The 25,324-nt window shown below is 55.6% G+C and carries 24 protein-coding genes and 2 tRNA genes; 12 read left to right on the top strand and 14 right to left on the bottom strand.

Annotation, left to right across the window (positions count from 1 at the left end; translation table 11 throughout):
- Nucleotides 1-2 precede the first annotated feature (2 nt).
- The 4 genes from BV390_RS04275 to BV390_RS04260 are packed head-to-tail and all read right to left on the bottom strand — an operon-like array spanning nt 3 to nt 4,006.
- On the bottom strand, nt 3-641 hold the full coding sequence (locus BV390_RS04275) for an NADH:ubiquinone reductase (Na(+)-transporting) subunit D (protein WP_004858245.1): 639 nt from the start codon (nt 639-641) through the stop codon (nt 3-5).
- Entirely contained in the window at nt 634-1,428 is a 795-nt protein-coding gene (locus BV390_RS04270; protein WP_032689373.1) for a Na(+)-translocating NADH-quinone reductase subunit C, read from the bottom strand. Before BV390_RS04270 ends, BV390_RS04275 begins: the two co-directional genes overlap by 8 nt.
- Nucleotides 1,421-2,659 carry an NADH:ubiquinone reductase (Na(+)-transporting) subunit B gene (locus BV390_RS04265; RefSeq protein WP_032696607.1) on the bottom strand — a complete coding sequence of 413 codons (1,239 nt, stop codon included), beginning with the start codon at nt 2,657-2,659 and terminating at the stop codon, nt 1,421-1,423. The genes BV390_RS04270 and BV390_RS04265 overlap by 8 nt, the downstream gene beginning before the upstream one ends.
- Before the next feature lie 3 nt (nt 2,660-2,662).
- Nucleotides 2,663-4,006, bottom strand: coding sequence for a Na(+)-translocating NADH-quinone reductase subunit A (locus BV390_RS04260; RefSeq protein ID WP_032700758.1), 1,344 nt, complete (start codon nt 4,004-4,006; stop codon nt 2,663-2,665).
- Nucleotides 4,007-4,416: 410 nt separating this feature from the next.
- On the opposite strand from BV390_RS04260, the gene dpaA reads away from it, so the two are divergent.
- Nucleotides 4,417-5,157, top strand: coding sequence for a peptidoglycan meso-diaminopimelic acid protein amidase (gene dpaA / locus BV390_RS04250; RefSeq protein WP_085396637.1), 741 nt, complete (start codon nt 4,417-4,419; stop codon nt 5,155-5,157).
- On the opposite strand, the gene BV390_RS04245 is transcribed toward dpaA, so the two are convergent.
- Together BV390_RS04245 and lpcA are read right to left on the bottom strand one after the other, a co-directional pair.
- Entirely contained in the window at nt 5,128-5,895 is a 768-nt protein-coding gene (locus tag BV390_RS04245; protein ID WP_032696609.1) for a class II glutamine amidotransferase, read from the bottom strand. The two genes, dpaA and BV390_RS04245, sit on opposite strands and share 30 nt — an antisense overlap.
- Nucleotides 5,896-6,002: 107 nt before the next feature.
- Entirely contained in the window at nt 6,003-6,584 is a 582-nt protein-coding gene (lpcA, locus tag BV390_RS04240) for a D-sedoheptulose 7-phosphate isomerase (RefSeq protein WP_004099149.1), read from the bottom strand.
- 238 nt (nt 6,585-6,822) lie between these two features.
- Here lpcA and fadE point away from each other — a divergent pair, with 238 nt between their 5' ends.
- From fadE to BV390_RS04205, 7 genes are all read left to right on the top strand, one after another.
- Complete coding sequence (gene fadE / locus BV390_RS04235) at nt 6,823-9,267, top strand: acyl-CoA dehydrogenase FadE (protein ID WP_032696610.1); 2,445 nt, start codon at nt 6,823-6,825, stop codon at nt 9,265-9,267.
- 183 nt (nt 9,268-9,450) lie between these two features.
- A complete protein-coding gene (locus tag BV390_RS04230) occupies nt 9,451-10,221 on the top strand; it encodes an amidohydrolase (protein WP_032689394.1) in 771 nt (256 codons plus the stop codon).
- 272 nt (nt 10,222-10,493) lie between these two features.
- Entirely contained in the window at nt 10,494-11,621 is a 1,128-nt protein-coding gene (locus tag BV390_RS04225; protein ID WP_085396636.1) for an AI-2E family transporter, read from the top strand.
- Nucleotides 11,611-13,134 carry an efflux transporter outer membrane subunit gene (locus BV390_RS04220; RefSeq protein ID WP_085396635.1) on the top strand — a complete coding sequence of 508 codons (1,524 nt, stop codon included), beginning with the start codon at nt 11,611-11,613 and terminating at the stop codon, nt 13,132-13,134. The genes BV390_RS04225 and BV390_RS04220 overlap by 11 nt, the downstream gene beginning before the upstream one ends.
- A complete protein-coding gene (locus tag BV390_RS04215) occupies nt 13,131-14,225 on the top strand; it encodes an HlyD family secretion protein (protein ID WP_032689377.1) in 1,095 nt (364 codons plus the stop codon). The genes BV390_RS04220 and BV390_RS04215 overlap by 4 nt, the downstream gene beginning before the upstream one ends.
- Nucleotides 14,226-14,237: 12 nt before the next feature.
- On the top strand, nt 14,238-15,260 hold the full coding sequence (locus BV390_RS04210; RefSeq protein WP_085396634.1) for a DUF2955 domain-containing protein: 1,023 nt from the start codon (nt 14,238-14,240) through the stop codon (nt 15,258-15,260).
- A gap of 1 nt (nt 15,261) precedes the next feature.
- Nucleotides 15,262-15,687 (top strand): ion channel, encoded by a 426-nt coding sequence (locus tag BV390_RS04205; RefSeq protein WP_032689379.1) that lies wholly within the window; start codon nt 15,262-15,264, stop codon nt 15,685-15,687.
- A gap of 75 nt (nt 15,688-15,762) precedes the next feature.
- On the opposite strand, the gene BV390_RS04200 is transcribed toward BV390_RS04205, so the two are convergent.
- Together BV390_RS04200 and dnaQ are read right to left on the bottom strand one after the other, a co-directional pair.
- Nucleotides 15,763-15,839, bottom strand: a tRNA-Asp gene (locus BV390_RS04200).
- A gap of 132 nt (nt 15,840-15,971) precedes the next feature.
- Nucleotides 15,972-16,703, bottom strand: a complete 732-nt coding sequence (dnaQ, locus tag BV390_RS04195; RefSeq protein ID WP_047665456.1) for a DNA polymerase III subunit epsilon — start codon at nt 16,701-16,703, stop codon at nt 15,972-15,974.
- A gap of 64 nt (nt 16,704-16,767) precedes the next feature.
- Between dnaQ and rnhA the strand changes: the two genes are divergently transcribed.
- Entirely contained in the window at nt 16,768-17,235 is a 468-nt protein-coding gene (rnhA, locus tag BV390_RS04190) for a ribonuclease HI (protein ID WP_004858198.1), read from the top strand.
- Here rnhA and BV390_RS04185 read toward each other — a convergent pair.
- Complete coding sequence (locus BV390_RS04185) at nt 17,232-17,954, bottom strand: class I SAM-dependent methyltransferase (protein ID WP_032689381.1); 723 nt, start codon at nt 17,952-17,954, stop codon at nt 17,232-17,234. The genes rnhA and BV390_RS04185 overlap by 4 nt on opposite strands.
- Nucleotides 17,955-17,987: 33 nt before the next feature.
- On the opposite strand from BV390_RS04185, the gene gloB reads away from it, so the two are divergent.
- Both gloB and mltD read left to right on the top strand, forming a co-directional pair.
- Entirely contained in the window at nt 17,988-18,743 is a 756-nt protein-coding gene (gene gloB / locus BV390_RS04180) for a hydroxyacylglutathione hydrolase (RefSeq protein WP_032696615.1), read from the top strand.
- Nucleotides 18,744-18,814: 71 nt separating this feature from the next.
- Nucleotides 18,815-20,182: a murein transglycosylase D gene (mltD, locus tag BV390_RS04175; RefSeq protein WP_032689383.1), complete on the top strand. Its 1,368-nt coding sequence runs from the start codon at nt 18,815-18,817 to the stop codon at nt 20,180-20,182.
- A gap of 64 nt (nt 20,183-20,246) precedes the next feature.
- On the opposite strand, the gene BV390_RS04170 is transcribed toward mltD, so the two are convergent.
- The 3 genes from BV390_RS04170 to BV390_RS04160 form a co-directional block, all read right to left on the bottom strand.
- Entirely contained in the window at nt 20,247-21,017 is a 771-nt protein-coding gene (locus BV390_RS04170; protein WP_032689384.1) for a class I SAM-dependent methyltransferase, read from the bottom strand.
- 86 nt (nt 21,018-21,103) lie between these two features.
- On the bottom strand, nt 21,104-21,901 hold the full coding sequence (locus BV390_RS04165; protein WP_085396695.1) for an endonuclease/exonuclease/phosphatase family protein: 798 nt from the start codon (nt 21,899-21,901) through the stop codon (nt 21,104-21,106).
- Nucleotides 21,902-22,004: 103 nt separating this feature from the next.
- The gene (locus tag BV390_RS04160) at nt 22,005-23,192 is read right to left on the bottom strand and encodes an MFS transporter (RefSeq protein WP_032700764.1); all 1,188 of its coding nucleotides are present in this window, start codon (nt 23,190-23,192) and stop codon (nt 22,005-22,007) included.
- A gap of 104 nt (nt 23,193-23,296) precedes the next feature.
- Between BV390_RS04160 and yafC the strand changes: the two genes are divergently transcribed.
- Complete coding sequence (gene yafC / locus BV390_RS04155; protein ID WP_032689387.1) at nt 23,297-24,199, top strand: DNA-binding transcriptional regulator YafC; 903 nt, start codon at nt 23,297-23,299, stop codon at nt 24,197-24,199.
- Between the two features lie 62 nt (nt 24,200-24,261).
- On the opposite strand, the gene dkgB is transcribed toward yafC, so the two are convergent.
- Nucleotides 24,262-25,065, bottom strand: a complete 804-nt coding sequence (dkgB, locus tag BV390_RS04150) for a 2,5-didehydrogluconate reductase DkgB (protein WP_032689388.1) — start codon at nt 25,063-25,065, stop codon at nt 24,262-24,264.
- A gap of 163 nt (nt 25,066-25,228) precedes the next feature.
- Nucleotides 25,229-25,305, bottom strand: a tRNA-Asp gene (locus BV390_RS04145).
- Between the last annotated feature and the right edge of the window lie 19 nt (nt 25,306-25,324).

Below are 25,324 nucleotides of genomic sequence, written 5' to 3'. Positions count from 1 at the left end.
GGTTACTCCTTCTCCTGCTGTTCCGGTTTCCAGCTGCGCAGCGCCCAGATCAGCAGACCGATGATGAAAAACGCGCTCGGCGCGAGCAGGAACAGGCCGTTCGGCTGATACCAGCCGCCGTTCTGCACGGTTTGCAGCACGGTGACGCCAAACAGTTTACCGCTGCCGATAAGCTCACGCAGGAAACCGACAATCATCAGAATGGCACCGTATCCCAGACCGTTACCAATACCGTCCATAAAGCTCGCCAGCGGCGGCGACTTCATGGCATACGCTTCCGCACGCCCCATCACAATACAGTTGGTGATGATAAGCCCGACAAACACCGACAGCTGTTTGGAGACTTCATAGGCGTAGGCGCGCAGCAGCTGATCGACCACGATCACCAGCGAGGCGATGATCGCCATCTGCACGATAATGCGCACGCTGTTGGGAATATGGTGGCGGATCATCGAGATAAACATGCTGGAAAACGCCGTCACCAGCGTTACCGCGATCGTCATGACGAATGCGGTTTCCAGTTTGGTGGTCACCGCCAGCGCCGAACAGACGCCCAGCACCTGCAAGGCAATGGGGTTGTTGCTGATCAACGGCCCGACCAGCACCCGTTTTACTTCTTTCATCTCATCGAGCTCAGCCATTGTTCAGGCCTCCTTCACGAATCTGCTTGAGGAACGGACCAAAGCCCTGCTCCCCCATCCAGAAATCAAAACTGTGCTGCACGCCGTTGGAGGTGAGCGTTGCGCCGGAAAGGCCGTCAACCGCATAGTCATCCCCCTGACGTGCGCCGCCTTTCACCACTTTCAGCGCAGGCATGCCGCTGTCGTCGAGCACTTTTTTACCGATGAACTGTTGACGCCAGGCGGGGTTTTCCACTTCGCCGCCGAGGCCCGGCGTTTCGCCCTGATCGTAATAGGTGATGCCTTTCACGGTACGGCCATCGGTATCAAGCGCCACAAAGGCGTACATCATCGACCACAGGCCGTTGCCGTAAATCGGCAGCACCACTTCCTGAACCTTTTTCTGCTCGTCTTTCACAAGGTAGATTTCCACCACGTTAGTACGACGCTTGATGCCCGCCGGATCCTGGCTGGCCTCCAGCACGGTACTTTGCTCAGGATCTTTCAGCGCCAGCCCCTGATTGAAGGAGTCCGGATCTTTTTCCAGCAGTGCGCCGCTTTTCAAATCCAGCAGCCGCGGAGTGATACGCTCGGCAAACACCGAGGCAATCTCCTCCTGCTTCATGTCCGGCTGCATCAGCCCGGCGACGGAGAGAATGTTACGCTGTTTATCGAGCGCTTTTTGCTCCTGCTGGCGCGGCTTCAGCCCCACCGCAGAACCGGCAACAATGACCGAGCAGACCAGGCAAAGCACCAGCACCACCAGCAGCGTTTTGCCGATGCTATCGTTACTTTTTTTCTCAGCCACGCGACTTCCTCCGCTTGATATTGGCCTGCACCACCAGGTAATCGAACAGTGGCGCAAAGAGGTTGGCAAACAGAATGGCCAGCATCATCCCTTCCGGATAGGCCGGGTTCACCACGCGGATCAGTACGCACATCGCGCCAATCAGCGCACCGTATGCCCACTTTCCTTTGTCGGTGAACGACGCCGACACCGGGTCAGTCGCCATAAACATCATGCCGAAGGCAAAGCCGCCGAGCACCAGATGCCAGTACCACGGCATGGCGAACATCGGGTTGGTGTCAGAGCCAATAACGTTAAACAGCGTTGCCGTGGCAATCATGCCAATCATCACCCCGGCGACAATGCGCCAGGAGGCGACGCGACCGAAAATGATGATGGCGCCGCCAATCAGAATCATCAGCGTCGAGACCTCGCCGATGGAGCCCGGAATATTGCCGAGGAACGCATCCATCCAGCTTACCGGTTGGCCGCTGGTGACATTCACCAGCGCTTCACCGCCGCGGCTCGCCCACTGAGAAAGCGGCGTTGCGCCGGAGAAACCGTCCGCCGCCGTCCACACCAGATCGCCGGAAATTTGCGCCGGATAGGCAAAGAACAGGAATGCGCGCCCGGCCAGCGCCGGGTTGAGGAAGTTACGGCCGGTGCCGCCAAAGATCTCTTTGCCAATCACCACGCCAAAACTGATGCCCAGCGCCGCCTGCCACAACGGCAGCGTCGGCGGCACAATCAGCGCGAACAGAATGGAGGTAACAAAGAAGCCTTCGTTGATTTCGTGTTTGCGCACGATGGCGAACAGCACTTCCCAAAAGCCGCCGACGATAAACACGGTGAGATAAATGGGCAGGAAGAATACTGCGCCCAGCCCCATCATGCTCAGCCAGCCCGCATCCGGGCCAAAGTTCACCCCCAGCCACTGCGCCACGCTATAGTGCCAGTGGCTGGCGATCACCTGCTGCAGCTGCTCCGCGCCGTAGAGTTTGTGTAGCGCCGGGATAGTTTGCAGACCAACGTTGTACATGCCCCAGAACATCGCCGGGAACACCGCCAGCCACACCAGGATCATCATCCGCTTGAGGTCGATGGCATCACGGACGTGAGAGGCCCCTTTCGTCACCTGACCCGGGGTATAGAAAATGGTCGCCGCCGCCTCATACAACGGGTAGTACTTTTCCAGTTTGCCGCCGTGGGTGAAATGCGGCTCAATTTTTTCCAGCAGATTTTTCAAACCCATCACTTATCCTTCCTGCTCAATGCGGGTTAAGACGTCACGCAGCAGCGGGCCGTATTCATATTTTGCCGGGCAGACGTAGGTGCAGAGCGCTAAATCTTCTTCATCCAGCTCCAGGCAGCCCAGCGCCTGCGCGCTGTCGGTGTCTCCCGCCAGCAAATCCCGCAGCAGATGTGTCGGCAGAATATCCAGCGGCATCACGCGCTCGTAGTTGCCGATGGGAACCATCGCACGCTCGCCGCCGTTGGTATCCGTTGAGAAACTGAACAGTTTGTGTTTGAGAAAATGTCCGAGCGTGGTGCGGGTAATCGAAAATTTGTCTTTGCCCGGCATCACCCAACCAAACAGCTCTTTCTCACGCCCTTCCTTCACGACGCTCACCTGCAGGTGATAGCGGCCAAGGAACGCATACGGCCCCTGGGCGTGGGTGCCGCTCAACACCGAGCCGGAAATCACCCGGTTTTCCCCCTCCAGCAGCTCACCGGCCAGCAGTTCATCAAGACTGGCGCCGCAGCAGGACTCGATCAGCCGCGGCTCTTTGACCTGCGGGCCCCCGAGCGCAATCACGCGTTCGCTGTAAAGTTCCCCGTCGAGAAACAGCCGACCGATAGCGATAACATCTTGATAGTTAAGGTACCAGACCTGCTTCTTCAGGCTGACGGGCTCAAGGAAATGGATATGGGTACCTGCCAGCCCGGCCGGATGCGGTCCGGCGAACTGGTTAAAGGTCACCTGACCTGACGGGTGGCCACCGAGCTTGCCGCCGCTGGCCTGGCAGACATGAACTTTGCCATCCGTCAGGCTGGTGAGCACGGTGAGTCCCGCATCAAAGGCCTCACGGCGGGCCAGAATAATCGGTTGCGGATCTGCCGCCAGCGGGTTGGTATCGATAGCGGTCACGAAAATCGCCGCCGGTACGCTACCCGGCGCCGGCGTTTTACTAAACGGACGGGTGCGAAATGCCGTCCATTGGCCGGAAGTCAGCAGCTGCTGCTGCACGGTTTCCCGCGCCAATCCAGCCAGATCGCCCGGCGCATAGCGGGGGAAGGAGACGGCCTCATCGCCGTCGACATCGATAACAATGGATTGCAGAACCCGACGTTCGCCGCGATGGATGGCGCTAATCACCCCAGCCGCAGGTGCGGTAAAGCAGACACCGGGGTTCTTTTTGTCTTCGAAGAGGATCTGCCCTTTTTGTACCCGGTCACCTTCGCGCACCGCCATTGAGGGGCGCATACCAACGTACTCCTCGCCCAACAGCGCGACGCGTTTGACGGCAACCTGAGAAGTTTTCTGCTGTGATGGCATGCCAGCTATGGGCAGATTCAGCCCTTTCGTGATTTTAATCATATCGTTAGCAGGTATCCGTAACCTAAACCTCGATATCAGATCGAGGCCAGCAACATTGATGGGAAATCAGAGAAAAGGAAAAGCTGAGTCCTGGCGATTCACAAGACGGGAGAGAAGCATCCTTTCTTACCCTGATCGTTAAGCGGCGCAAGTGTAACATTTCGTGAGCGGCGTCAGTAGATAAACCACCATTAACTACCTATAAAATGAGATCTATTGCGCAAAGTTCTGACTGCGCTTTGACGTCGGATTCGCTATAAAGGACAACTAAATTGTAAACGCGGCAAGGCCGCGCTTGCGAAAAAATGCCGTGATGCTAATGTGAGCGCTCTAAATCCAGAAAAGTCTGATTTCGGGTATCTCTTGCCGTCCTGGCAATGTGGTTTTTGATTTATCAAGGAACAAGCAGTATGCGCAAAATCGCATTATTTATTGCGATGCTTCTGTTGCCGTGCGTTTCATTTGCTGGGTTACTCAGCAATAGCGGCTCGACGACGCCGGTTAGCAAAGAATACAAGCAACAATTACTGGGTTCCCCGGTTTACATTGAGATCTTCAAAGAAGAGCGCACGCTCGATCTCTACGTCAAAATGGGCGAAACCTACCAGCTACTCGACAGCTACCGGATCTGTAACTATTCCGGCGGTCTGGGGCCGAAGCAGCGTCAGGGCGACTTCAAAAGTCCGGAAGGGTTTTATAGCGTGACGCGCAATCAGCTCAAGCCTGACAGCCGTTTCTATAAAGCCATTAATATCGGCTTCCCGAACGCCTACGATCGCGCTCATGGATATGAAGGTAAATACCTGATGATTCACGGTGCCTGCGTATCCATCGGCTGCTACGCGATGACCGATACCGGCATTGATGAGATTTTCCAGTTTGTGACCGGCGCGCTAGTGTTCGGCCAGTCCAGCGTACAGGTCAGCATTTATCCTTTCCGCATGACCAACGCCAATATGGAACGCCACAAATACTCCTACTATGCGGATTTCTGGAAACAGCTGAAGCCAGGCTACGACTATTTCCAGCAAACCCACAAGCCGCCGGTTATCTCAGTGGCCGATGGCCGCTATATCGTCAGCAAGCCGCTCAGTCATGAAGTTATCCAGCCGCAGCTGGCTTCAAACTACACGGTCCCCGAGGCAAAATAACGCCCACTCGCCTGGCATGATTTTATGCCAGGTCTCGTTGCCGGTCAGCGGCTGAGTGGCGATAACGGTGACCACATCGTTGGGTGTGGTCTCCCGTTGAAAATCGATTTCTACGTCCTGATCCAGTAACGTTGCCACGCCAAACGGCGCCCGCCGCGTTATCCAGTGCAGATTCGTCGAACAAAACGCCATTACGTAACGTCCGTCCGACAACAGCATATTGAAGACGCCTTTTTCCCGCAGCGAGCCCGCCAGGGTCGCGATAAAGCTGAACACTTCAACCATGTCGTCCGGCGTCCCCGAATAGCGCTCGGTCAGGCAGTGCAGCAGCCAGCAGAAGGCTTTTTCGCTGTCGGTCTCGCCGATCGGCTGGAGATTCCCCGTATCCAGGGTCTCATAGCCCTCTAACTGGCCGTTATGAGCATAGGTCCAGTTGCGTCCCCACAGCTCGCGGGTAAACGGATGGGTGTTTTCCAGCGCAACGATACCGCGGTTAGCCTGGCGAATATGGGCGATAACCGAGCACGATTTGATGGGATAGTCCTGTACCAGTTTGGCAATCGGCGACTGGAAGCTGGGCTGCGGATCTTTGAATGTGCGACAGCCTTTACCTTCATAAAAGGTAATACCCCAGCCATCTTTATGCGGGCCGGTGCCGCCACCGCGCTGAACCAGCCCTGTAAAGCTAAAACAAATATCTGTTGGCACATTCGCGCTCATCCCGAGCAATTCGCACATACATCACCTCTACGCACTTTCAGGCACTGCCGGGTAGTGCACTGCTTACCCGGCCGACAACTCAGCCCGCAGGTCGGGCAAACACTGTGCCGCCCGACACCATGTCATCAGGCCTTAACCATCTCTTTTTCGATCAGCATAATCAGAATATGAATCACTTTAATGTGAATTTCCTGAATACGATCGGCATAACCAAAATGCGGCACGCGAATTTCAACATCGGCGGAGCCGGCCATTTTACCGCCGTCTTTGCCGGTCAGCGTGATGACTTTCATCCCCTGCGCACGGGCAGCTTCAATCGCCTTAATCACGTTGCCGGAGTTGCCGGAAGTGGAGATACCCAGCAGCACATCGCCGGCGCGCCCCACGGACTCGACGTAGCGGGAGAAGACATACTCATAGCCAAAATCGTTACTGACGCAGGACAGGTGGCTGACGTCTGAAATCGCAATCGCCGGATAGCCAGGGCGATTCTCACGATAGCGCCCGGTCAGTTCTTCCGCAAAGTGCATCGCATCGCAGTGGGAACCGCCGTTACCGCAGGAGAGGACTTTACCACCGGCCTTAAAGCTATCAGCCAGCAGCACCGCGGCACGCTGAATCGCGTGAATATTAGCTTCGTCCTGCAGAAAGTTAGCCAGCGTTTCCGCCGCTTCGTTCAGTTCGTTACGAATAAGATCCTGGTACATGAGGATAATCCTTCAGTATGGTTGGAATAACCCTGGCAGTGTACCGGATAGGCGCCGAAGCGAGAAGCAGCAGCCGACGTTATCCGCCGTGGTTTTGCTTTTACGTGCCGCATTTACGTACAACAATGTGAGCAAGGTTGTAATTATTTTGTAAACACATTGCTAAAGCCAATAACATCCACTACAACCATATCATCACAAGTGGTCAGACCTCCTACAAGACAGGGAGCATTTCTCTATGATGATTTTGAGTATTGTTGCAACCGTTGTTTTACTCGGTGCGCTCTTCTATCACCGAATTAATCTCCTGCTGAGCAGCGTGATTTTGCTCGCCTGGACCGCCGCGCTTAGCGTGGCCGGGCTGTGGAATATCTGGCTGCTGGTACCGCTGGCGATTATCCTGCTGCCGTTCAACTTTGCGCCGATGCGCAAGTCAATTTTCTCGGCGCCGGCATTCCGCGCATTCCGTAAGGTGATGCCGCCAATGTCGCGTACCGAAAAAGAGGCCATCGACGCGGGCACAACCTGGTGGGAAGGCGACCTGTTTCGCGGGACGCCAGACTGGCAGAAGCTGCACAACTATCCGCAGCCGCGCCTGACCGCCGAAGAACAGGCGTTCATCGACGGCCCGGTAGAAGAAGCCTGTCGCATGGCGAATGATTTTGAAATCACCCATGAAATGGCCGATCTGCCACCGGCGCTGTGGGCCTACCTGAAAGAGCATCGTTTCTTTGCGATGATCATTAAGAAAGAGTACGGCGGCCTGGAATTCTCCGCTTACGCTCAGTCACGGGTGCTGCAAAAGCTCTCCGGCGTTTCCGGTATCCTGGCAATTACCGTCGGCGTACCGAACTCCTTAGGCCCGGGCGAACTGCTGCAACATTACGGTACAGAAGAGCAGAAAAATCACTATCTGCCGCGCCTGGCACGTGGTCAGGAAATTCCGTGCTTTGCGCTGACCAGTCCGGAAGCCGGCTCTGACGCCGGTGCCATCCCGGACAGCGGCGTCGTCTGCATGGGCGAATGGCAAGGTGAGCAGGTACTGGGCATGCGCCTGACCTGGAACAAACGTTATATCACCCTCGCGCCTATCGCGACCGTCTTGGGTCTGGCCTTTAAACTCTCCGATCCTGACCGTCTGCTGGGCGGCGAAGAAGATCTGGGCATTACCTGCGCGCTGATCCCGACCAGCACGCCGGGTGTCGAAATTGGCCGTCGCCACTTCCCGCTGAACGTGCCGTTCCAGAATGGTCCGACCCAGGGGAAAGACATTTTCGTGCCGATCGATTACATCATCGGCGGCCCGTCGATGGCCGGTCAGGGCTGGCGGATGCTGGTGGAATGTCTGTCCGTGGGACGCGGCATCACCCTACCGTCTAACGCCACCGGCGGACTGAAATCCGTGGCGATGGCGACCGGTGCCTATGCCCATATTCGCCGCCAGTTCAAAATCTCCATCGGTAAAATGGAAGGCATCGAAGAGCCTCTGGCGCGTATTGCCGGTAACGCATATGTGATGGATGCCGCCGCTTCGCTGATTACCTACGGCATTATGCTGGGAGAGAAACCGGCGGTGCTGTCGGCTATCGTCAAGTACCACTGTACCCATCGCGGCCAGCGCTCAATTATTGACGCCATGGATATCACCGGCGGGAAAGGCATCATGCTGGGCGAAGGTAACTTCCTCGCCCGTGCCTACCAGGGCGCGCCCATTGCCATCACCGTGGAGGGGGCCAATATCCTGACCCGTAGCATGATGATCTTCGGTCAAGGGGCGATTCGCTGCCATCCGTACGTACTGGATGAAATGGCCGCCGCGCAAAACAATGATGTTAACGCTTTCGACAAACTGCTGTTTAAACACATTGGTCACGTCGGCAGTAACAAAGTCCGCAGCTTCTGGCTGGGCCTGACCCGCGGGCTGACAAGCAGCACGCCGACCCGCGATGGCACCCGTCGCTACTACCAGCACATGAACCGTCTGAGCGCGAACCTTGCGCTGCTGTCCGACGTCTCCATGGCGGTGCTGGGCGGAAGCCTGAAGCGTCGCGAGCGCATCTCCGCGCGTCTCGGCGATGTCCTGAGCCAGCTCTATCTCGCCTCCGCGGTGCTGAAACGCTATGACGATGAAGGGCGCAATGAAGCAGACCTCCCGCTGGTCCATTGGGGCGTCCAGGATGCGCTGTATCAGGCAGAACAGGCGATTGACGATCTGCTGAAGAACTTCCCGAACCGTTTTGTCGCCGGCGCCCTGCGCATTGCTATCTTCCCGACCGGCCGTCACTACGACGCGCCGTCCGATAAGCTGGATCATAAGGTGGCAAAAATCCTGCAGGTACCGAGCGCAACGCGTTCACGTATCGGCCGCGGCCAGTATCTGACCCCGAGTGAACATAACCCGGTCGGTCTGCTGGAAGAGGCGCTGCTTGATGTCATGGCCGCCGATCCGATTCATCAGCGTATCTGCAAAGAGCTGGGTAAAAACCTGCCGTTTACCCGTCTGGATGAACTGGCCCGCAACGCGCTGGCAAAAGGTTTAATCAATCAGGATGAAGCCGATATTCTGAGCCGTGCGGAAACCAGCCGTCTGCGCAGCATTAACGTTGACGATTTCGCAGCCGATGAGCTGGCGACCAAACCGGTAAAGCTCCCGGAGAAAGTCCGCAAGGTTGAAGCCGCATAAAACAATAACCGTCACCACATCACGACCAGGGCGGGGAATTTCCCCGCCTTTCTTTTTTACCCGTCGACCGACATTCACCTGTCTGCGTTATCATTTTTTTAACAACATATTCCGCTGAGCAGCGAGAGACTGATATGGTGTTAAAATTACCCTGATGCTCTCATGATGATGGAGTTCAACACTGTGCCTGGTTTGAAAATTACGTTGTTGCAACAACCCCTGGTGTGGATGGACGGTCCCGCCAACTTGCGTCATTTCGATCGTCAACTGGAAGGCATCACCGGACGTGACGTCATTGTATTGCCGGAAATGTTCACGACCGGATTCGCTATGGAGGCCGCAAAGCAGTCGATGTCACCCGAAAACGTCATTGACTGGATGCAGAGCAAAGCGGTGCAAACAAATGCCCTGATTGCCGGCAGCGCGGCGCTGCAAACCGATCGTGGGCCGGTTAACCGCTTCTTGCTGGTAGAGCCTAATGGCACAACCCACTTCTACGACAAACGCCATCTGTTCCGCATGGCCGAAGAACATCACCATTATGAGGCGGGCAACGAACGGGTCGTGTTTGAGTGGCGCGGCTGGCGAATTCTGCCGCTGGTATGCTATGACCTGCGCTTCCCGGTATGGTCACGTAACCATAACGACTACGATTTAGCGCTCTATGTTGCCAACTGGCCTGCCCCGCGTTCACTGCACTGGCAGTCTCTGCTGGTGGCGCGCGCCATCGAGAATCTGGCCTATGTTGCCGGCTGTAACCGCGTCGGCACCGATGGTAACGGCCATCATTACCGCGGCGATAGCCGCATTATCAGCCCGCAGGGAGAGATTCTGGCAACGGCAGAACCCCATCAGGCAACGCGCCTGGATGCAGAGCTGTCGATGACGGCGCTCAAAGAGTATCGAGAGAAGTTTCCGGCCTGGCAGGATGCGGATCCTTTCACCCTGAACTGATCGCCTTCTCCCCTCGTTAATCGAGGGGAATCCGCTTTATACCTCGCCCCTCCCTTTTCCCCCGCCAGCCCGCAGAATAAGCGGAAAAATAATATTTTTTTGGACGGATTATTTCTGTTCTACACTCATTAAGTGGATAAAATTCAACAAGCACAAACTTCATTTTCAAATAACTTTCAGCTTTTTTTAAAGCGATTCCATCTCGGTCCTGGTCTGGTTTTATTGCCCGACCTGTAAGGTCGTGCGCGCATTATCAGTGAGAACAAACCATCATGGAAAATAATACCCTGCTTGTTGTTGAAAAAAGACTGGTTGCCCGTTTTTTGGATATGTTCATTCGCTTTGGACTTATTCTGGCATTAGCCTCTTTCTGCTATACCGTATTTTCTCCGTTTCTTAATATGATGCTGTGGGCCGTTATCCTGGCCGTCACTCTTTACCCTCTCCACCAGTATTTTGCGACGAAGCTGGGAGGAAAACAGGGCTGGTCCTCAACCCTGATAGTCCTGCTCGGCATTGTGCTGATCGTGGTCCCTACGGTGCTGATGATAAGCTCTCTGGGTGAAAGCGTCAGCGTGATGATTGATAAACTCGGCGGCCGTACTTTCGTCATTCCGCCGCCATCAGCGCATATCGCCACCATTCCCATCGTCGGAGAAAAAATTAGCCTCCTGTGGTTAAAAGCGTCCAACGATTTGCCGGGGTTGATTAGCAACTACCGTTCGCAGATCGGAGATATCGCTAAAAATATCCTCAGTATTCTTGCCAGCATGGGCGGTGGATTGCTCGGTTTTATCCTCTCCTTCATCGTAGCGGGCATTATCATGACCTGGGGCGCCGCCGGGGCGGACAGCGCCCGACGCATTGCCATACGCCTGACGGATGAGAAAAAAGGACACGCTTTGGTGAAACTGTGTACCAGCACGATCCGTGCGGTGGCGCAGGGCGTGATCGGCGTCGCGCTGATCCAGGCGCTGCTGGTAGGCGTCATTATGATCGTGGCGGGCATTCCGGCAGTGGGGATCTTCTTTGTTCTGGCGCTGATCCTCGGGATCGCGCAGATTCCCGTGATTCTGGTGACCGCGCCGGCCATTGTGCTGATGTGGAGCCTCGGCGACCACGGAACGGCGATGAATATCATCTACACGATCTTGCTGATTGTGGCCGGTATGGCAGACAACGTACTCAAACCGCTGATGCTCGGACGCGGTGTCGATGCCCCGATGCCAGTCGTGCTGCTTGGTGCATTAGGCGGCATGGCGGCCAGCGGTATTCTCGGTATGTTTATCGGCGCGACCCTGCTCTCTATTGGCTATCGTATTTTCATGTCCTGGGTCAACGATGGGCAGGTCGGCGATAGCCAGACTCCTGTCGTTCCGGACGACAAAGATGCTCAATGAGCACCATACCAGGCGCCTGCTGTTCACCGCTGGCGCCTGCCTTGTTCTCACCGCATGCACGACGCTGGGGCCAGACTACCATCCGCCGAAAACGCCGGAGCTGACCCACTGGCAGCCGGCCACGCAGCGGATGGCTTCCCGCTCGACGCCTGCCGATTACGCACGGTGGTGGACGCAGCTCAACGACCCGACCTTAACCGCGCTGATTAACGAAGCTCTGCGGAAAAATCCGGATGTCAAAATCGCCGGTCTGCGTCTGCTGGAATCCCGGGCGCAGCTGGGGATCGCCGAGAGCTTACTGGGACCGCAGGCGACGATCGGCAGCGGCGATCTGCTGCGCACCGGCCAGCAGCGTTCGGGAAACTACAGCTCAGGGACCCGTTACAGCGCCGGGGTTAATCTGGGATGGGAAATCGATTTCTGGGGTAAGTTTCAGCGCGGCGTCGAGTCCGCCGATGCCAGCTATTTCGCCACGCTAGCGCAGTACGATGATATTCAAGTGCTGATGGCGGCCCAGGTGGCGCAGTGGTACGTCAATATCCGCACGCTGGAAGCCCGCCTGCAAATAACCCGCAGCAATGCGAAGATCCAGCAGCGTAGCCTGCAGATCACCGAGCGGTTATTCCTCAGCGGCAACAGCGCGGAGCTGGACGTTCAGCAGGCAAAAACCCAATACCTCTCCACGCTTTCGACGATCCCCCAACTGGAAACCAGCCTCGCACAAAGCCAGAATGCCCTGAGCGCGCTGCTGGCACGCAAGCCCGGCCCCCTGCCGGAAATGGCGAGCCAGACCGGCGATATCCCGCTGGGCGAACTCTCGTTAGTGTCTGAACTTCCTGCCAACCTTCTGCGCCGACGGCCCGACGTCAGGGCGGCTGAGCGACAGCTGGCGGCACAGTCGGCGCTTATCGGCGTAGCGGAGAGCGAGCTCTACCCGTCCATTTCGCTGATCGGCAGCGTCGGGATTAGCGGCAGGACGGAGAGCAATGGCACGCTCAGCTGGGCGGCGGGCCCGACATTCAGCTGGAATCTGCTGGATCAAGGCCGGCTCGGAAATCAGGTTCTGGTTCAGGATGCCCGTTTTCTCCAGCTTCACGAGCACTATCGCGATACCGTCTTTCAGGCCGCGCGTGAAGTCGACGATGCGGCTATCGCCTACGCGAATGATAAAGATGAAATTGTATTGCTGAGCCAAACGGGTAAAGCCGCCAGCCGTTCCCTCGAAATAGCCAACACGCAGTATCGTGAGGGAATGGCTGACTTTCAGCGTGTCCTTGACTCGCAGCGGGCGCTGTTCAACCAACAAGAACGGCTGGTCAGCAGCCGCGGCGCGGCGATGCGCGATCTGATCGCGCTGTATAAAGCGTTGGGGGGCGGCTGGGAAAGCGGACGGACACGCCCGCTGGTCGATGCCGCAACGGAAACGCACCTGCGCCAGCGTGATAGCTGGCTGCCGCTGCTGAAGACCCCGCTTCCTTCCGCCACATCTCCTTCAGAAGGACCTTCGCTATGAATGCCCCCTCCTCTTCACCTGGACAGGCCAGCCGGCGTACGGCCATCGGCCTGGTGGTGGTGATTGTACTGCTGATCGGCTTTTATTTAGTCACGGACAGGGTGACGCCCTATACCTCGCAGGCCAGGGTACAGGCCTTCGTCATTCCGGTCGCAGCGGAAGTGACCGGGCAAATAAAAAAGGTATATGTTCGTGACAATCAACGTGTCGCTATGGGCGAACCGCTGTTTGAGCTGGACCCGGAACCTTATGATATCGCCCTGGCGCGTGCACGTTCGGACTATGCCACGGTGCTCAGTTCCGTGAAGGCCAGCGGTGAAAGCGTGGTCGCGGCAAAGGCTGGCCTTCAGGCCGCCACCACCGCTTACCAGAATGCGGCGAAAGATGCCGAGCGCCAGGAACGGCTCTATCGTGAAGATCCCGGCACGATTTCCGTCCGGCGCCTGGAAATAGCCCAGGCCACCCGGGAAACCGCCCGTAGTCAGATGGCCGCTGCCGCTGCCGACGTGCGGCGTGCCATTGAAGCCGCCGGTGCAGCCGGTGACGATAATTCTCAGCTGTTAAGCGCCCGGGCCGCGGTTCGCAAAGCCGAGCTGGACCGCAGTAAAAGCACCGTGATTGCCGGCAGCCGCGGGCTGATTACCGATTTACGCACCGAAGCTGGCCAGTTTGTTGGCGCGGGCGCCCCGGTGATGACATTGATTGCCCTGAACGATGTCTGGATTAACGCGGACATGACCGAAAATAACCTCGGTCGTATCCGGCCGGGTAATGAGGTAGCGATTCTTCTCGACAGCATGCCCGGACACATTTTTACCGGCCGGGTACTCAGCATCGGCTATGGTATCAACGCCTCGCAACCCCCGCCAGCCGGCGGTCTCCCTACCGTGGATAACAACCGTGACTGGCTCCGTCAGGCCCAGCGCTTCCCGGTTAAAATCGCCTTTGCAAAAGAGGATACCCCGCCGCCCACCAGCCTTCGCGTTGGCGGGCAGGCAGATGTGCTGGTTTATACCAGCGGCAGTAGCCTGCTGAACGTTGCAGGCTACCTGTATATCCGTGTCATGAGCCTGTTCTCCTGGCTCTATTAGGGGACCAGCGCGATGCATAACGTGGACCGTGCCGTACTGAGAATAAGCTGTGGCAGCGGACTGGCCGCGCTGGTCTGCTATGCCAGCGCGCTGCCGATGCCGCACCTCGGATGCATCATGGCCTGGATTGTGCTGTGCCAGGGGAAACCTTTGGCGCTGAAAAAAGGTCTCGTCATTGGTTCTCTCCTGATAGTCACCATGACGGGTGGCATTCTGATGGTGCCATTACTGACCTATTACGCCTTACCGGGCGTGCTGCTCACGGCGCTGTTGCTGTATCAGTTGATATTAATGGGCCTTTCCGGGAAGGCCACGCTGTCGATGCTGCTGGTGGTGGCAATAGCGGTGATTCCCATTGCCGGGCTGATTGAGCAGGCGCTGGCGATGGGGCTGGCGCAAATGCTGGGGATCGGTTTTATTACCGGTACGTTGGTCAACGGGCTGGCGGTGGCGTTATTCCCACCGCCACCGGGCCCGGCGCCCCAGCCCAGGGAATCGCCGGCGGTGAGTTCTCCCCATGTCAGGGCGCTACGGGCGGTGATTATTGTACTCCCCGTCTGGCTTCTGGCACTGAGCCACCCGACGTTCTACATCCCGGCGGTGATGAAAACCGTCACGCTGGCGCAGCAGGCGACGACGCTCACCACGAAAACGTCGGGAAAAGAACTGGTGCTATCGACGCTACTGGGGGCGCTGCTGGCGCTGGGGCTGTGGTTCGGTCTTAGCCTCTGGCCGTCGCTGCTAATGCTGGTGCTCTGGCTGAGCCTGGTCAGTCTGTGGGTGGCCCGGCGGCTGGTTCGTCTGGTGCCGGGACGGTTTCCCCGCTCTTTCTGGAGCAATGTCTGGATAACCGCCCTCATTCTGTTCGGCCCGGCGATTCAGGACAGCAGTTCAGGAAAAGATGTCTGGACAGCCGCCGTGATGCGCTGCGCGTTATATCTCATCATCGCGCTTTATGGCTGGGCCTGCATCGCCCTTCTTGAGCGCTGGCGCCCCCTTGACGCCCCCTCAACAAAACTTCATTCAGGAGATTAACATGTTGCTTCCGCTGATTACGGGCATGCCCGTTATCCTGTGTAATATGCTGCTGCAATCTCTGGTGTCCGTCTGGTGCATTCGCTTTTATCTCAAGCGTTTTCACGGCAAAGAGGGGCTACTTGCCGGCGTGCTGGCGCTGTTCGGCACCATCATCATCATTTTAATGGGTAATTTGCTGCAGATTTTGCTCTGGGGAATACTGTTTGTCTGGCTGGGCGAGTTTCCGACGCTGCTGGATGCGGTGTATCACTCCGGGGTGAACTTCGCGACGTTGGGGTATGGCGATGTTGTGATGAGCGCCAGATGGAAACTGCTCGGTCCGCTGGAGGCGGTCAACGGGGCGCTGATGATCGGCCTGTCCGGTGCCTGCATGCTGGCCGTTATGCAGCATCATATTCGCAAGCAATTGAAATATATAAAATGAACTCAATGAGTTTGTTTTGGCGGGGCGTGAAACGACGAAAGCCTGAATCATTTCTGATTCAGGCTTTCTGAATAGTGGCGGAACGGACGGGACTCGAACCCGCGACCCCCTGCGTGACAGGCAGGTATTCTAACCGACTGAACTACCGCTCCACTTACTGTTCCCTTGGGAACGAGGCGAATATTACGGATTCCCCGTAACGCCGTCAACGCTTTTTCTTCAGTTTTGAATCGTTTGCTGTAAAAATCGCCCGCCAGGTGATTTTTACAGCATATCCCAGTGACTCAGGCGCGCCACAGGCAGCTTCCGCCTTTCTTTTGCACCAGATCGAGTCGGGATTCATGGCTCACGATCTCTTCATCAGTCGCATAAACCACGCGTAATTTGCTGGCGGCGCGAACAACCCGCTGTATTCCCATTTCACCAGCCTGCTGCTGCCCCTCTCCTTCCATTGAAAATGCCATCGTCGTCTGACCACCGGTCATCATCAGATAGACATCGGCCAGAATCTGGGCATCGAGTAATGCCCCGTGCAGCGTGCGCTTACTGTTGTCTATTTCATAACGTGAGCACAGCGCATCGAGGCTGTTACGCTTGCCGGGGAACATTTTCCGCGCCAGTGCGAGGCTATCGGTGACTTTGCAGAAAGTATTCGTTTTCGCAATGCCGCGATTCAGCTTGCTGAATTCATAATCCATAAAGCCGATATCAAACGAGGCGTTATGGATAACCAGCTCCGCGCCGCGGATATAGTCCATAAACTCGTCGGCCACATCCGCAAACACCGGTTTATCCATCAGGAATTCATCGGCGATCCCGTGAACGCCGAACGCTTCCGGGTCCACTAGCCGGTCCGGTTTCAGATAAACATGGAAGTTGTTCCCGGTGAGGCGGCGGTTTATTACCTCTACCGCACCGATTTCGATGATCTTATGTCCTTCGTAGTGCGCACCGATCTGGTTCATACCAGTGGTTTCAGTATCAAGAACAATCTGTCGTGTAATTGCAGTGCTCATATCAGTCATTTATGTCAGACTTGCCGTTTATCTATCGATTTCAATTACAGGAAGTCTACCAGAGATGCTTAAACAGGTAGAAATTTTCACCGATGGTTCATGCCTGGGAAATCCTGGGCCCGGTGGTTATGGGGCGATTTTACGCTATCGCGGAAAAGAAAAAATCTTTAGTCAGGGCTATCACCTCACCACCAATAACCGGATGGAAATGATGGCGGCAATTGTCGCCCTCGAGGCGCTGAAGGAGCAGTGCGAAGTGATCCTCAGCACCGACAGCCAGTACGTGCGCCAGGGGATCACCCAGTGGATCCATAACTGGAAAAAACGCGGCTGGAAAACCGCTGATAAAAAACCGGTTAAAAATGTCGATCTCTGGCAGCGCCTGGATGCCGCGCTCGGCCAGCATCAAATCAAATGGGAATGGGTCAAAGGCCATGCCGGCCACCCGGAAAATGAACGCTGTGATGAGCTGGCGCGCGCTGCTGCCTCCAGCCCGACGCAGAGCGATACCGGCTACCAGCCAGAAAGCTAACTCTGGCCGTTGCGCCACTGACGCGTGGCGCCAACCGTCTGGCGCAGCTGCGTTTTTGCTTTTCCCGACTTCATCGGGTTTAACGTCAGCGGAACCGTCCGCTTCCGGGCAACAATCAGCTGCAAACTGCCCAGTGCCGGCAGATGAGTGCTGAGGAGTTTGCCACCATGCCTGGACCAGGGCAGCACCTGATACCGGCCATAATGCAGCACCTCAAAATTCAACAACGCCAGCCAGTCCAGCTGACGCGTGAGCGTAAACATCCGGCTGTTGTAGGGCGTCGTCTTACGTAATACCGGCACCAGCTTGCGCAGGCCCATCAGACTGACGGGGTTAAAGCCGGTCAAAATCATCCAGCCGTCATCAATCAATACCCGGTCGGCCTCTCGCAGCAAACGATGCGGATCGCTGCACCAGGGCAAGGTATGCGCCAGCAGGCAGGCATCAACCGATTTTTCTGCAAAGGGAAGATGGAGCGGATCGGCTTTCACCTGAATCGGGTTGCCCTGCAAAGACACGTTCACCTGATGAGAGATAGCACAGGCTTCCGTGTTGATTTCCGCGCTCAGATTGCCAATCTTAAGTAAATGAAAGCCATATAATTTAGCCAGCCACGGTTTCATCTGCCGTTCCAGCGATTCGCGATAGTATTCGCCCCAGGGCATACTGGACCAGTGCTCGGGCGCTGTGATTGTCTGAGGTATCCTTGCCGGCTTCATCGCAACCTTCCGCTACGCTTTGAGAGGTAATTTATGAATCTTATCAGCATTCCCGCATTTCAGGACAACTACATCTGGGTTCTTAGTGAGGAGAACGGTCGCTGTCTTATCGTCGATCCCGGCGAAGCGGCACCGGTACTGGCCGCCATCGAAGCCAATCACTGGCAACCCGAAGCCATTTTATTGACCCACCACCACCACGATCATGTTGGCGGCGTAAAACAACTGCGTGAAAAGTTCCCGGGTCTTGTGGTTTACGGACCGGCAGAAACCCAGGATAAAGGCACCACTCACCTTGTGGCCGATGGCGATCGGGTGATGATTTTGGGTCACGAATTTTCTATTTTTTCCACCCCCGGTCACACTTTAGGACACATCTGTTTCTACAGCGAACCTTATCTTTTTTGTGGCGATACAATGTTTTCCGGCGGCTGTGGAAGGCTTTTCGAAGGAACAGCAGATCAGATGTATCAATCATTTAGGAAAATAAACGCGTTTCCTGAGGATACTCTAATCTGTTGCGCACATGAGTATACTTTAGCGAATATGAAGTTTGCATTGAGTATCCTGCCTGATGACAGGGATATAAATGATTACTACCATAAAGTTAATGAGTTACGTGCAAAAAAACAAAAAACACTGCCCGTAACTCTGAAAAATGAGCGACGTATAAATATTTTCTTACGTACGGATGACAATGATTTAATTAAAGAAATATCCAAAGAAACAAATTTGCAACACTCTGCGCAGAGATTTGCCTGGTTAAGGTCAAAGAAAGATGACTTCTGACATTTAATTCTTGTCATTCGCCGCCTTCACCGTTATTCTTGCTCGTCTTTTAAGCAACTATTGACACACACATGAAGGCACGAGCGATTTTACTCGCCTCTGTCCTGCTGGTGGGGTGCCAGTCGTCGAAAAACGATGGCAACGTCCAACAGCACGCACAGAGCCTTTCTGCAGCTGGTCAAGGGGAAGCAGGTAAGTTCACAAGTCAAGCGCGCTGGTTAGATGATGGAACCTTCTACGCGCAAGACCAGGATCTGTGGACTTCCATAGGCGACGAGCTAAAGATGGGAATACCGGAAAATCCCCGGATTCGCGAACAAAAACAGAAGTATTTAAGTAATAAGAGCTATCTCCACGATGTAACTTTACGGGCAGAGCCGTATATGTACTGGATAGCCGGGCAAGTTAAGAAACGTAACATGCCAATGGAACTGGTATTACTACCCATAGTGGAGAGCGCTTTTGACCCGCACGCAACGTCTGGCGCCAATGCCGCAGGCATCTGGCAGATCATTCCGAGCACCGGGCGCAATTATGGTTTGAAACAGACCCGCAGCTACGATGCGCGTCGTGACGTCGTCGCCTCTACCACGGCGGCGTTGGATATGATGCAGCGTCTGAACAAGATGTTCGACGGCGACTGGTTGTTAACGGTCGCCGCGTACAACAGCGGCGAAGGTCGAGTGCTGAAGGCAATGAAAGCGAACCGTTCGCGTGGTAAACCCACCGATTTCTGGTCGCTGCCATTACCGCGGGAAACCAAGGTGTATGTGCCAAAAATGCTGGCGTTGAGTGATATTCTCAAAAACAGCAAACGTTATGGCGTGAAGCTGCCGACGGCAGACGAAAGCCGTGCGTTGGCGCGTGTTCGCCTCGACAGTCCGGTTGAGATTAGCCAGCTCGCAGATATGGCAGGCATGCCTGTCGGCAAGCTGAAAACCTTCAACGCCGGCGTCAAAGGATCAACCCTTGGTGCCAGCGGGCCAAAGTACGTTATGGTGCCACAGAAACACGCTGCTCAGCTGCGTGAATCACTGGCCTCTGGCGATATTGCAGCCGTGCAACCTACGCTGCTGGCGGACAACACGCCGTTGACCAGCCGTAGCTACAGGGTGCGTTCGGGCGATACGGTTTCCGGGATTGCATCGCGTCTTGGCGTATCGACGAAAGATCTGCAGCAGTGGAATAACCTGCGCGGGTCCGGGCTGAAAGTGGGTCAGAACCTGGTGATTGGCGCCGGTAGCAGCGCACAGCGTCTTGCCAACAACAGCGATAGCATCACCTATCGCGTACGTAAAGGTGATTCGTTGTCGAGCATCGCGAAACGTCACGGCGTGAATACACGTGATGTGATGCGCTGGAATAGCGGCACTGATGACCTGAAGCCTGGCGACCAGCTGACGCTGTACGTGAAGAACAGCGACAGGCCAGACTCCTGATACATCTGCTTAGTAGAAAAGGCACCGGATCCCGGTGCCTTTTTGTTTTAAAGCGTTTTTTGTTTTAAAGCGCTTTATGCGCTTCAAACATAATCGTATCGCTGGTAAAGGAGCCGTCCTGCTGCAAAGCGAAATAGGCTTTGACCTCTGCGGATGCGCTCTCCTGATATAAACGGATGGCCTCCACCAGCGGTGCTGGCGTGCGCATACGGGCCACCCATGAGGAAAATTCCAGCGGCAAGCGATCGGTCAACAGCTGATTAACCGCCAGCCCGGCCTCATTCGCTAATGCCAGCCATTCTCCGCTCGAGTAGTTTCGTACATGAGACGTATCACGCAGCGCTTCAACGGTTTGCAGCCAGATATCGCGTACAGGATGCCCGGGCGACATCACATCCATAATTATCATCACGCCGCCCGGCTTCAGGACGCGCTTAACCTCACGCAGCGCCTGGCCAACATCATGCCAGTGATGGGCAGAATAGCGGCTTATCACCACATCAAAGCTGTCATCGGCAAACGGCAGCGTTTCCGCATACCCCTGTTGAGTAACAATATTGGCGAAACCTTTATCTTTTGCGGCTTCAGCAACCACCTCCAGCATCTGGCTCGATAAATCATAAGCCGTAACCTGCGCCACCTGCCCCGCGGCAGTAAAGCTGGCGTGCCCTGCCCCGCATCCCATATCCAGCAACTTTGCCTGTGGGAAATCGGCCAGCCGTTCGGCCAGGCGCTGCAGATCGCGCCCGGAAGCGTGTACGGCGCTGGTCAGATAGGCGCTAGCCTGTGAGCCGAACTGCTTTTCGACATTGTCATGGTGAGAGCGTGTTGTCATTGTGTTGTCCTTCGGTTGTGTGAATCATTAAGGGCAGCATCGTGCTGAGCGCAGACCTGCCCGGTGGCAGGCCTGACATACCTTAATTAATCAGGCTTGCCGGGACTGAATTCGACTAGTAGCGGGTTGTGGTCAGAGGCGCGCGTCACCAGCACGGAAGAATCGTGTACGCTTAACCCACGATAGAATACAAAATCAAGCGGACGCCCAAACGCCCGACGGCGCTGATCGTCAGGGAAACGGACTTCGCGCAGCGACATTTCTCGCGCAAAGTGATAGAGCGCATTCATTCGTGAACGGCTCCAGGCATTGAAATCACCGGCCATAATCACCGGCCCACTGTGATGGGCTATTTGATCGCCAATCGGCAGCAGCTGCTTGCTGTAGACATCGACACCGAGGCTGAAATTAACTGCGTGAATATTCACAACCATCAGTAAACGCGTATCCGGCAGCGGATACACGGTCACTAACGCAGACTTTGCCAGCCGCAGAATCGGCTCACGCTCGCGCAGCGGGCAGCAGTACACCGGATGCGCCGAAGCCAGCGTCATGACGCCAGAGGGGTGCTGCGGCAATACCAGAGCCGGAACCTGATCGGCGGCCAGGTAATTAGTCGTCGCAAATCGAACCATTTCAGGGGTAGTTTGCGCTTCCTGTAACAGCACAAGATGGGCATCTTTACCGAAGTTCTTGAGAACGGACTTCCACTCCGCCCGCTGCTGCTTAAAGATATTCCACACCAGGACGCGGATCTTTTCATCTGTGCTTAATGGCACGCCGGCAGGAAATGCCTGGCCCACGCTTGCGAATGACCCCGGAGGCAAAATTCTCTCCGCGGGCTGTCCGGCAACGTAGCGCATAGCATAAGTATTCTTTCGCAATTTGGGCATCAAACCTCGATAACAGGAAACCAGCCTGACTGCGGCTGGTTCTTCTGTTATAGGGACTTTCACTGGTACTTTCAATGCAATTCGCGAGAAACCTTTATCCTTCGACATTCACCGTCTTTGCCGGTCGGTACTTATCCAGACGACCACTGCGCACAACCAGCAGCAGCGCGGCGAAGACGATGACGGCCCCTATCCACGGCGTCTCGGCCAGCCCATAGCGCTCCACCGTTTGTCCACCGATAACGGAACCTAACGCTATGCCAACGTTGAACGCGGCGATATTCAGGCCGGAGGCCACGTCAACCGCACCCGGCGTATACTGCTCGGCTTTTTGCACGACGTAAACCTGCAGCCCCGGCACGTTACCGAAGGCAAAAATCCCCATCACCAGCACCGTTGCCAGCGCAGCATACTGGATGCTGGCGGTAAACTGGAATACCAGCAGCAGAACTACCAACGCGGCAAAGATTAACTTCAGTGCCGCAACGGCCCCATGCTTATCGGCCAGTTTTCCGCCCCAGACGTTGCCAACGGCCACCGAGATACCATAGCCCAACAGAATCCAGCTCACCGTTGATGGGCTAAACCCGGCCAGCTCCTGCATCATGGGAGCCAGGAAAGTAAACGCGGTGAAGACGCCGCCATATCCCAATGCGGTGATGGCATAAATCATCAACAGACGCGGATGGGTGAGGACCTTAATCTGATCGCGCAGGCTTGCGCTGGCGCGGCCTGGGATGTTGTTCGGTACCAAAATCAGACTGCTCACCAGTGCAATGACGCCGAGAATCGAAACGGCGAGAAAGGTTTCTCGCCAGCCAAAATGCTGGCCGATAAAGGTACCGATCGGTACACCGGTCACCAGGGCGACCGTTAAGCCACCAAACATAATGGCGATGGCCGAAGCGGCTTTCTCTTTCGGCACCAGGCTCGTCGCGATAGTTGAGCCAATCGAGAAGAACACACCGTGTGCCAGGCCAGTCAGCAGACGCGCAAAGACCAGCGTCGCATAACCGGGAGCCTGCCAGGCCAGCAGGTTACCGGCGGTAAAGAGCACCATCAGCGCCAGCAGCAGCTGTTTACGCGGCATACGCCCGGTCAATGCGGTCAGCACCGGCGCCCCGATGGCCACCCCCAGAGCGTAGATAGAAACCAGCAGGCCGGCAGAAGGCAACGAGATAGCCAGTTGTTCAGCAATCGTGGGGACCAGCCCCACAATCACAAATTCCGTGGTACCAATAGCAAAGGCACCGATTGTTAAGGCAAGTAGCGCCAGTGGCATAATTTACTCCGTATCATCAGGATTAAGATGACACGTAGTATGAAGCGATGTTTAAATAACAAAAACTATCAAAGTCTCAATAGAATTTTGCTACAGGTGCAATAATGAGAGCCACTTCAGAAGAGATAGCCATCTTTATCGCCGTCGTCGAAAGCGGGAGCTTTAGCCGGGCGGCTGAACAGCTGGGGCAGGCTAATTCCGCCGTCAGTCGGGCGGTAAAAAAGCTGGAATCAAAACTTGGCGTCAGCCTGTTGAACCGTACAACCCGTCAGCTCAATCTGACCGAAGAAGGAGAGCGCTATTTTCGTCGCATGCAGGTTGTCCTGCAGGAGATGGCGGCGGCGGAGAATGAACTTCTGGAGACACGGACGACACCGAGGGGATTGTTACGCGTTGATGCCGCCACGCCGGTGATGCTGCATTTCCTGATGCCGCTGGTGAAACCTTTCCGCGAACGTTATCCGGAAATGACCCTGTCGCTGGTGTCATCAGAAACCTTTATCAATCTGATTGAGCGTAAAGTCGACGTCGCGATCCGCGCCGGTACGTTAACAGATTCCAGCCTTCGCGCCCGGCCGCTTTTTAACAGCTACCGCAAAATTATCGCCTCCCCGGACTATCTGGCTCGCCACGGTACGCCGAAAAATGTCGCAGACCTGAAAGATCACCTGTGCCTGGGCTTTACCGAACCGGTCTCGTTGAATACCTGGCCCGTCTCCTGCTGCGATGGTCAACTGCTGGAAGTGAATTGTGAGATCTCATCGAACAGCGGGGAAACCCTTAAGCAGCTATGCCTGGCAGGGAATGGTATTGCCTGTCTGTCCGATTATATGGTCAACCAGGAAATTGCGCGCGGGGAGTTTGTTGAACTGCTGGCCGAGAAGCGCCTGCCGGTTGAAATGCCGTTCAGCGCGGTTTACTACAGTGACAGAGCCGTCAGCACGCGCATCCGGGCATTTATCGACTTTCTTAGCGAGCATGTAAAACAGCTCCCGCAGGAGCTGTAATACGCGCGTTCCCGACCGCTCTTTTCGCGTAGTCGGCCAGCCGCTCGTGCTGATTCAGACGATCAGTCCCACTCAGGCGCCAGGCCTTCCGGGCTAACCAGACGATCGTTGCAATCCAGCGCGGCGATCGCCTGACGATCCTCGGCATCCAGCTGCAGATCCTGAGCTTTCAAATTGCTTGCCAGATTTTCGCGCTTCGTGGACGACGGGATTACGGCGTAGCCTTCACCTATCGCCCAGGCCAGAATAACCTGTGCCGGCGTCGCATTGTGTTTCGCCGCAATGCCGGCAATCACTTCATCTTTCAGAGCCTTACCATAAGCCAGCGTCATGTAAGAGGTGATATGGATACCGTGTTGTGTAGCCCACTCCACCACTTTACGGTTTTGCAGGTACGGAGAGAGCTCAATCTGATTGGTCGCGATATTTTCAGCACCGACGGCGGCAATCGCACGTTCCATTAGCGGAATCGTGAAGTTAGAGATGCCAATCTGACGGGTCAGACCCTGCTTTTTCGCTTCCAGCAGTGCAGGCATAAATGCTTCGACGGCAACGGTATCATTCGGCGACGGCCAGTGGATCAGCGTCAGATCGACATAATCTGTACGCAGCTTCTGCAGACTCTCTTCAAGACTGGCGATAAGCTTTTCCGGGCTCAGGTTTTCAATCCAGATTTTGGTGGTGATAAACAGCTCATCACGCGGCACAGCGCTTTCTTCGATAGCCTGGCCAACAGCGGCTTCGTTATCATAAATCTGAGCGGTATCAATCGTACGATATCCCAGTTCCAGCGCCGTTTTCACTGATGCGATGACCACGTCATCTTTCAGGCGGAAGGTTCCAAGACCAAATGCAGGGATTGCCATAAAATTCCTCGTTATTTCTTAATGTTGGCTGATTGAGGTCATTATGGTTGATGTAACGAAAGGGAAAAAGATCGATAAATGCAGAGGATTTTTGCTCAATAAGCAAAAATAGAACAGCAGGAAAAGAAAAAGCCCTGAGCAAATGCTCAGGGCTTTTAATAAGTGGCGGAACGGACGGGACTCGAACCCGCGACCCCCTGCGTGACAGGCAGGTATTCTAACCGACTGAACTACCGCTCCACCGAATTTTTCTACAACT

This window comes from Klebsiella sp. YJ, assembly GCF_002108615.1.
Taxonomy (GTDB): Bacteria; Pseudomonadota; Gammaproteobacteria; order Enterobacterales; family Enterobacteriaceae; genus Klebsiella; species Klebsiella planticola.
Note: the sequence above shows the minus strand (reverse complement) of the source record. Positions and strands in the feature narration are given on the sequence as shown.

What these genes read in the sequence shown, in the direction of transcription:
- BV390_RS04275 (WP_004858245.1), bottom strand. Translation starts at nt 641, where the DNA reads ATGGCTGAGCTCGATGAGATGAAAGAAGTAAAACGGGTGCTGGTCGGG.
- BV390_RS04265 (WP_032696607.1), bottom strand. Translation starts at nt 2,659, where the DNA reads ATGGGTTTGAAAAATCTGCTGGAAAAAATTGAGCCGCATTTCACCCAC.
- BV390_RS04260 (WP_032700758.1), bottom strand. Translation starts at nt 4,006, where the DNA reads ATGATTAAAATCACGAAAGGGCTGAATCTGCCCATAGCTGGCATGCCA.
- dpaA (WP_085396637.1), top strand. Translation starts at nt 4,417, where the DNA reads ATGCGCAAAATCGCATTATTTATTGCGATGCTTCTGTTGCCGTGCGTT.
- BV390_RS04245 (WP_032696609.1), bottom strand. Translation starts at nt 5,895, where the DNA reads ATGTGCGAATTGCTCGGGATGAGCGCGAATGTGCCAACAGATATTTGT.
- lpcA (WP_004099149.1), bottom strand. Translation starts at nt 6,584, where the DNA reads ATGTACCAGGATCTTATTCGTAACGAACTGAACGAAGCGGCGGAAACG.
- fadE (WP_032696610.1), top strand. Translation starts at nt 6,823, where the DNA reads ATGATGATTTTGAGTATTGTTGCAACCGTTGTTTTACTCGGTGCGCTC.
- BV390_RS04225 (WP_085396636.1), top strand. Translation starts at nt 10,494, where the DNA reads ATGGAAAATAATACCCTGCTTGTTGTTGAAAAAAGACTGGTTGCCCGT.
- BV390_RS04220 (WP_085396635.1), top strand. Translation starts at nt 11,611, where the DNA reads ATGCTCAATGAGCACCATACCAGGCGCCTGCTGTTCACCGCTGGCGCC.
- BV390_RS04215 (WP_032689377.1), top strand. Translation starts at nt 13,131, where the DNA reads ATGAATGCCCCCTCCTCTTCACCTGGACAGGCCAGCCGGCGTACGGCC.
- BV390_RS04210 (WP_085396634.1), top strand. Translation starts at nt 14,238, where the DNA reads ATGCATAACGTGGACCGTGCCGTACTGAGAATAAGCTGTGGCAGCGGA.
- BV390_RS04205 (WP_032689379.1), top strand. Translation starts at nt 15,262, where the DNA reads ATGTTGCTTCCGCTGATTACGGGCATGCCCGTTATCCTGTGTAATATG.
- dnaQ (WP_047665456.1), bottom strand. Translation starts at nt 16,703, where the DNA reads ATGAGCACTGCAATTACACGACAGATTGTTCTTGATACTGAAACCACT.
- rnhA (WP_004858198.1), top strand. Translation starts at nt 16,768, where the DNA reads ATGCTTAAACAGGTAGAAATTTTCACCGATGGTTCATGCCTGGGAAAT.
- BV390_RS04185 (WP_032689381.1), bottom strand. Translation starts at nt 17,954, where the DNA reads ATGAAGCCGGCAAGGATACCTCAGACAATCACAGCGCCCGAGCACTGG.
- gloB (WP_032696615.1), top strand. Translation starts at nt 17,988, where the DNA reads ATGAATCTTATCAGCATTCCCGCATTTCAGGACAACTACATCTGGGTT.
- mltD (WP_032689383.1), top strand. Translation starts at nt 18,815, where the DNA reads ATGAAGGCACGAGCGATTTTACTCGCCTCTGTCCTGCTGGTGGGGTGC.
- BV390_RS04170 (WP_032689384.1), bottom strand. Translation starts at nt 21,017, where the DNA reads ATGACAACACGCTCTCACCATGACAATGTCGAAAAGCAGTTCGGCTCA.
- BV390_RS04160 (WP_032700764.1), bottom strand. Translation starts at nt 23,192, where the DNA reads ATGCCACTGGCGCTACTTGCCTTAACAATCGGTGCCTTTGCTATTGGT.
- yafC (WP_032689387.1), top strand. Translation starts at nt 23,297, where the DNA reads ATGAGAGCCACTTCAGAAGAGATAGCCATCTTTATCGCCGTCGTCGAA.
- dkgB (WP_032689388.1), bottom strand. Translation starts at nt 25,065, where the DNA reads ATGGCAATCCCTGCATTTGGTCTTGGAACCTTCCGCCTGAAAGATGAC.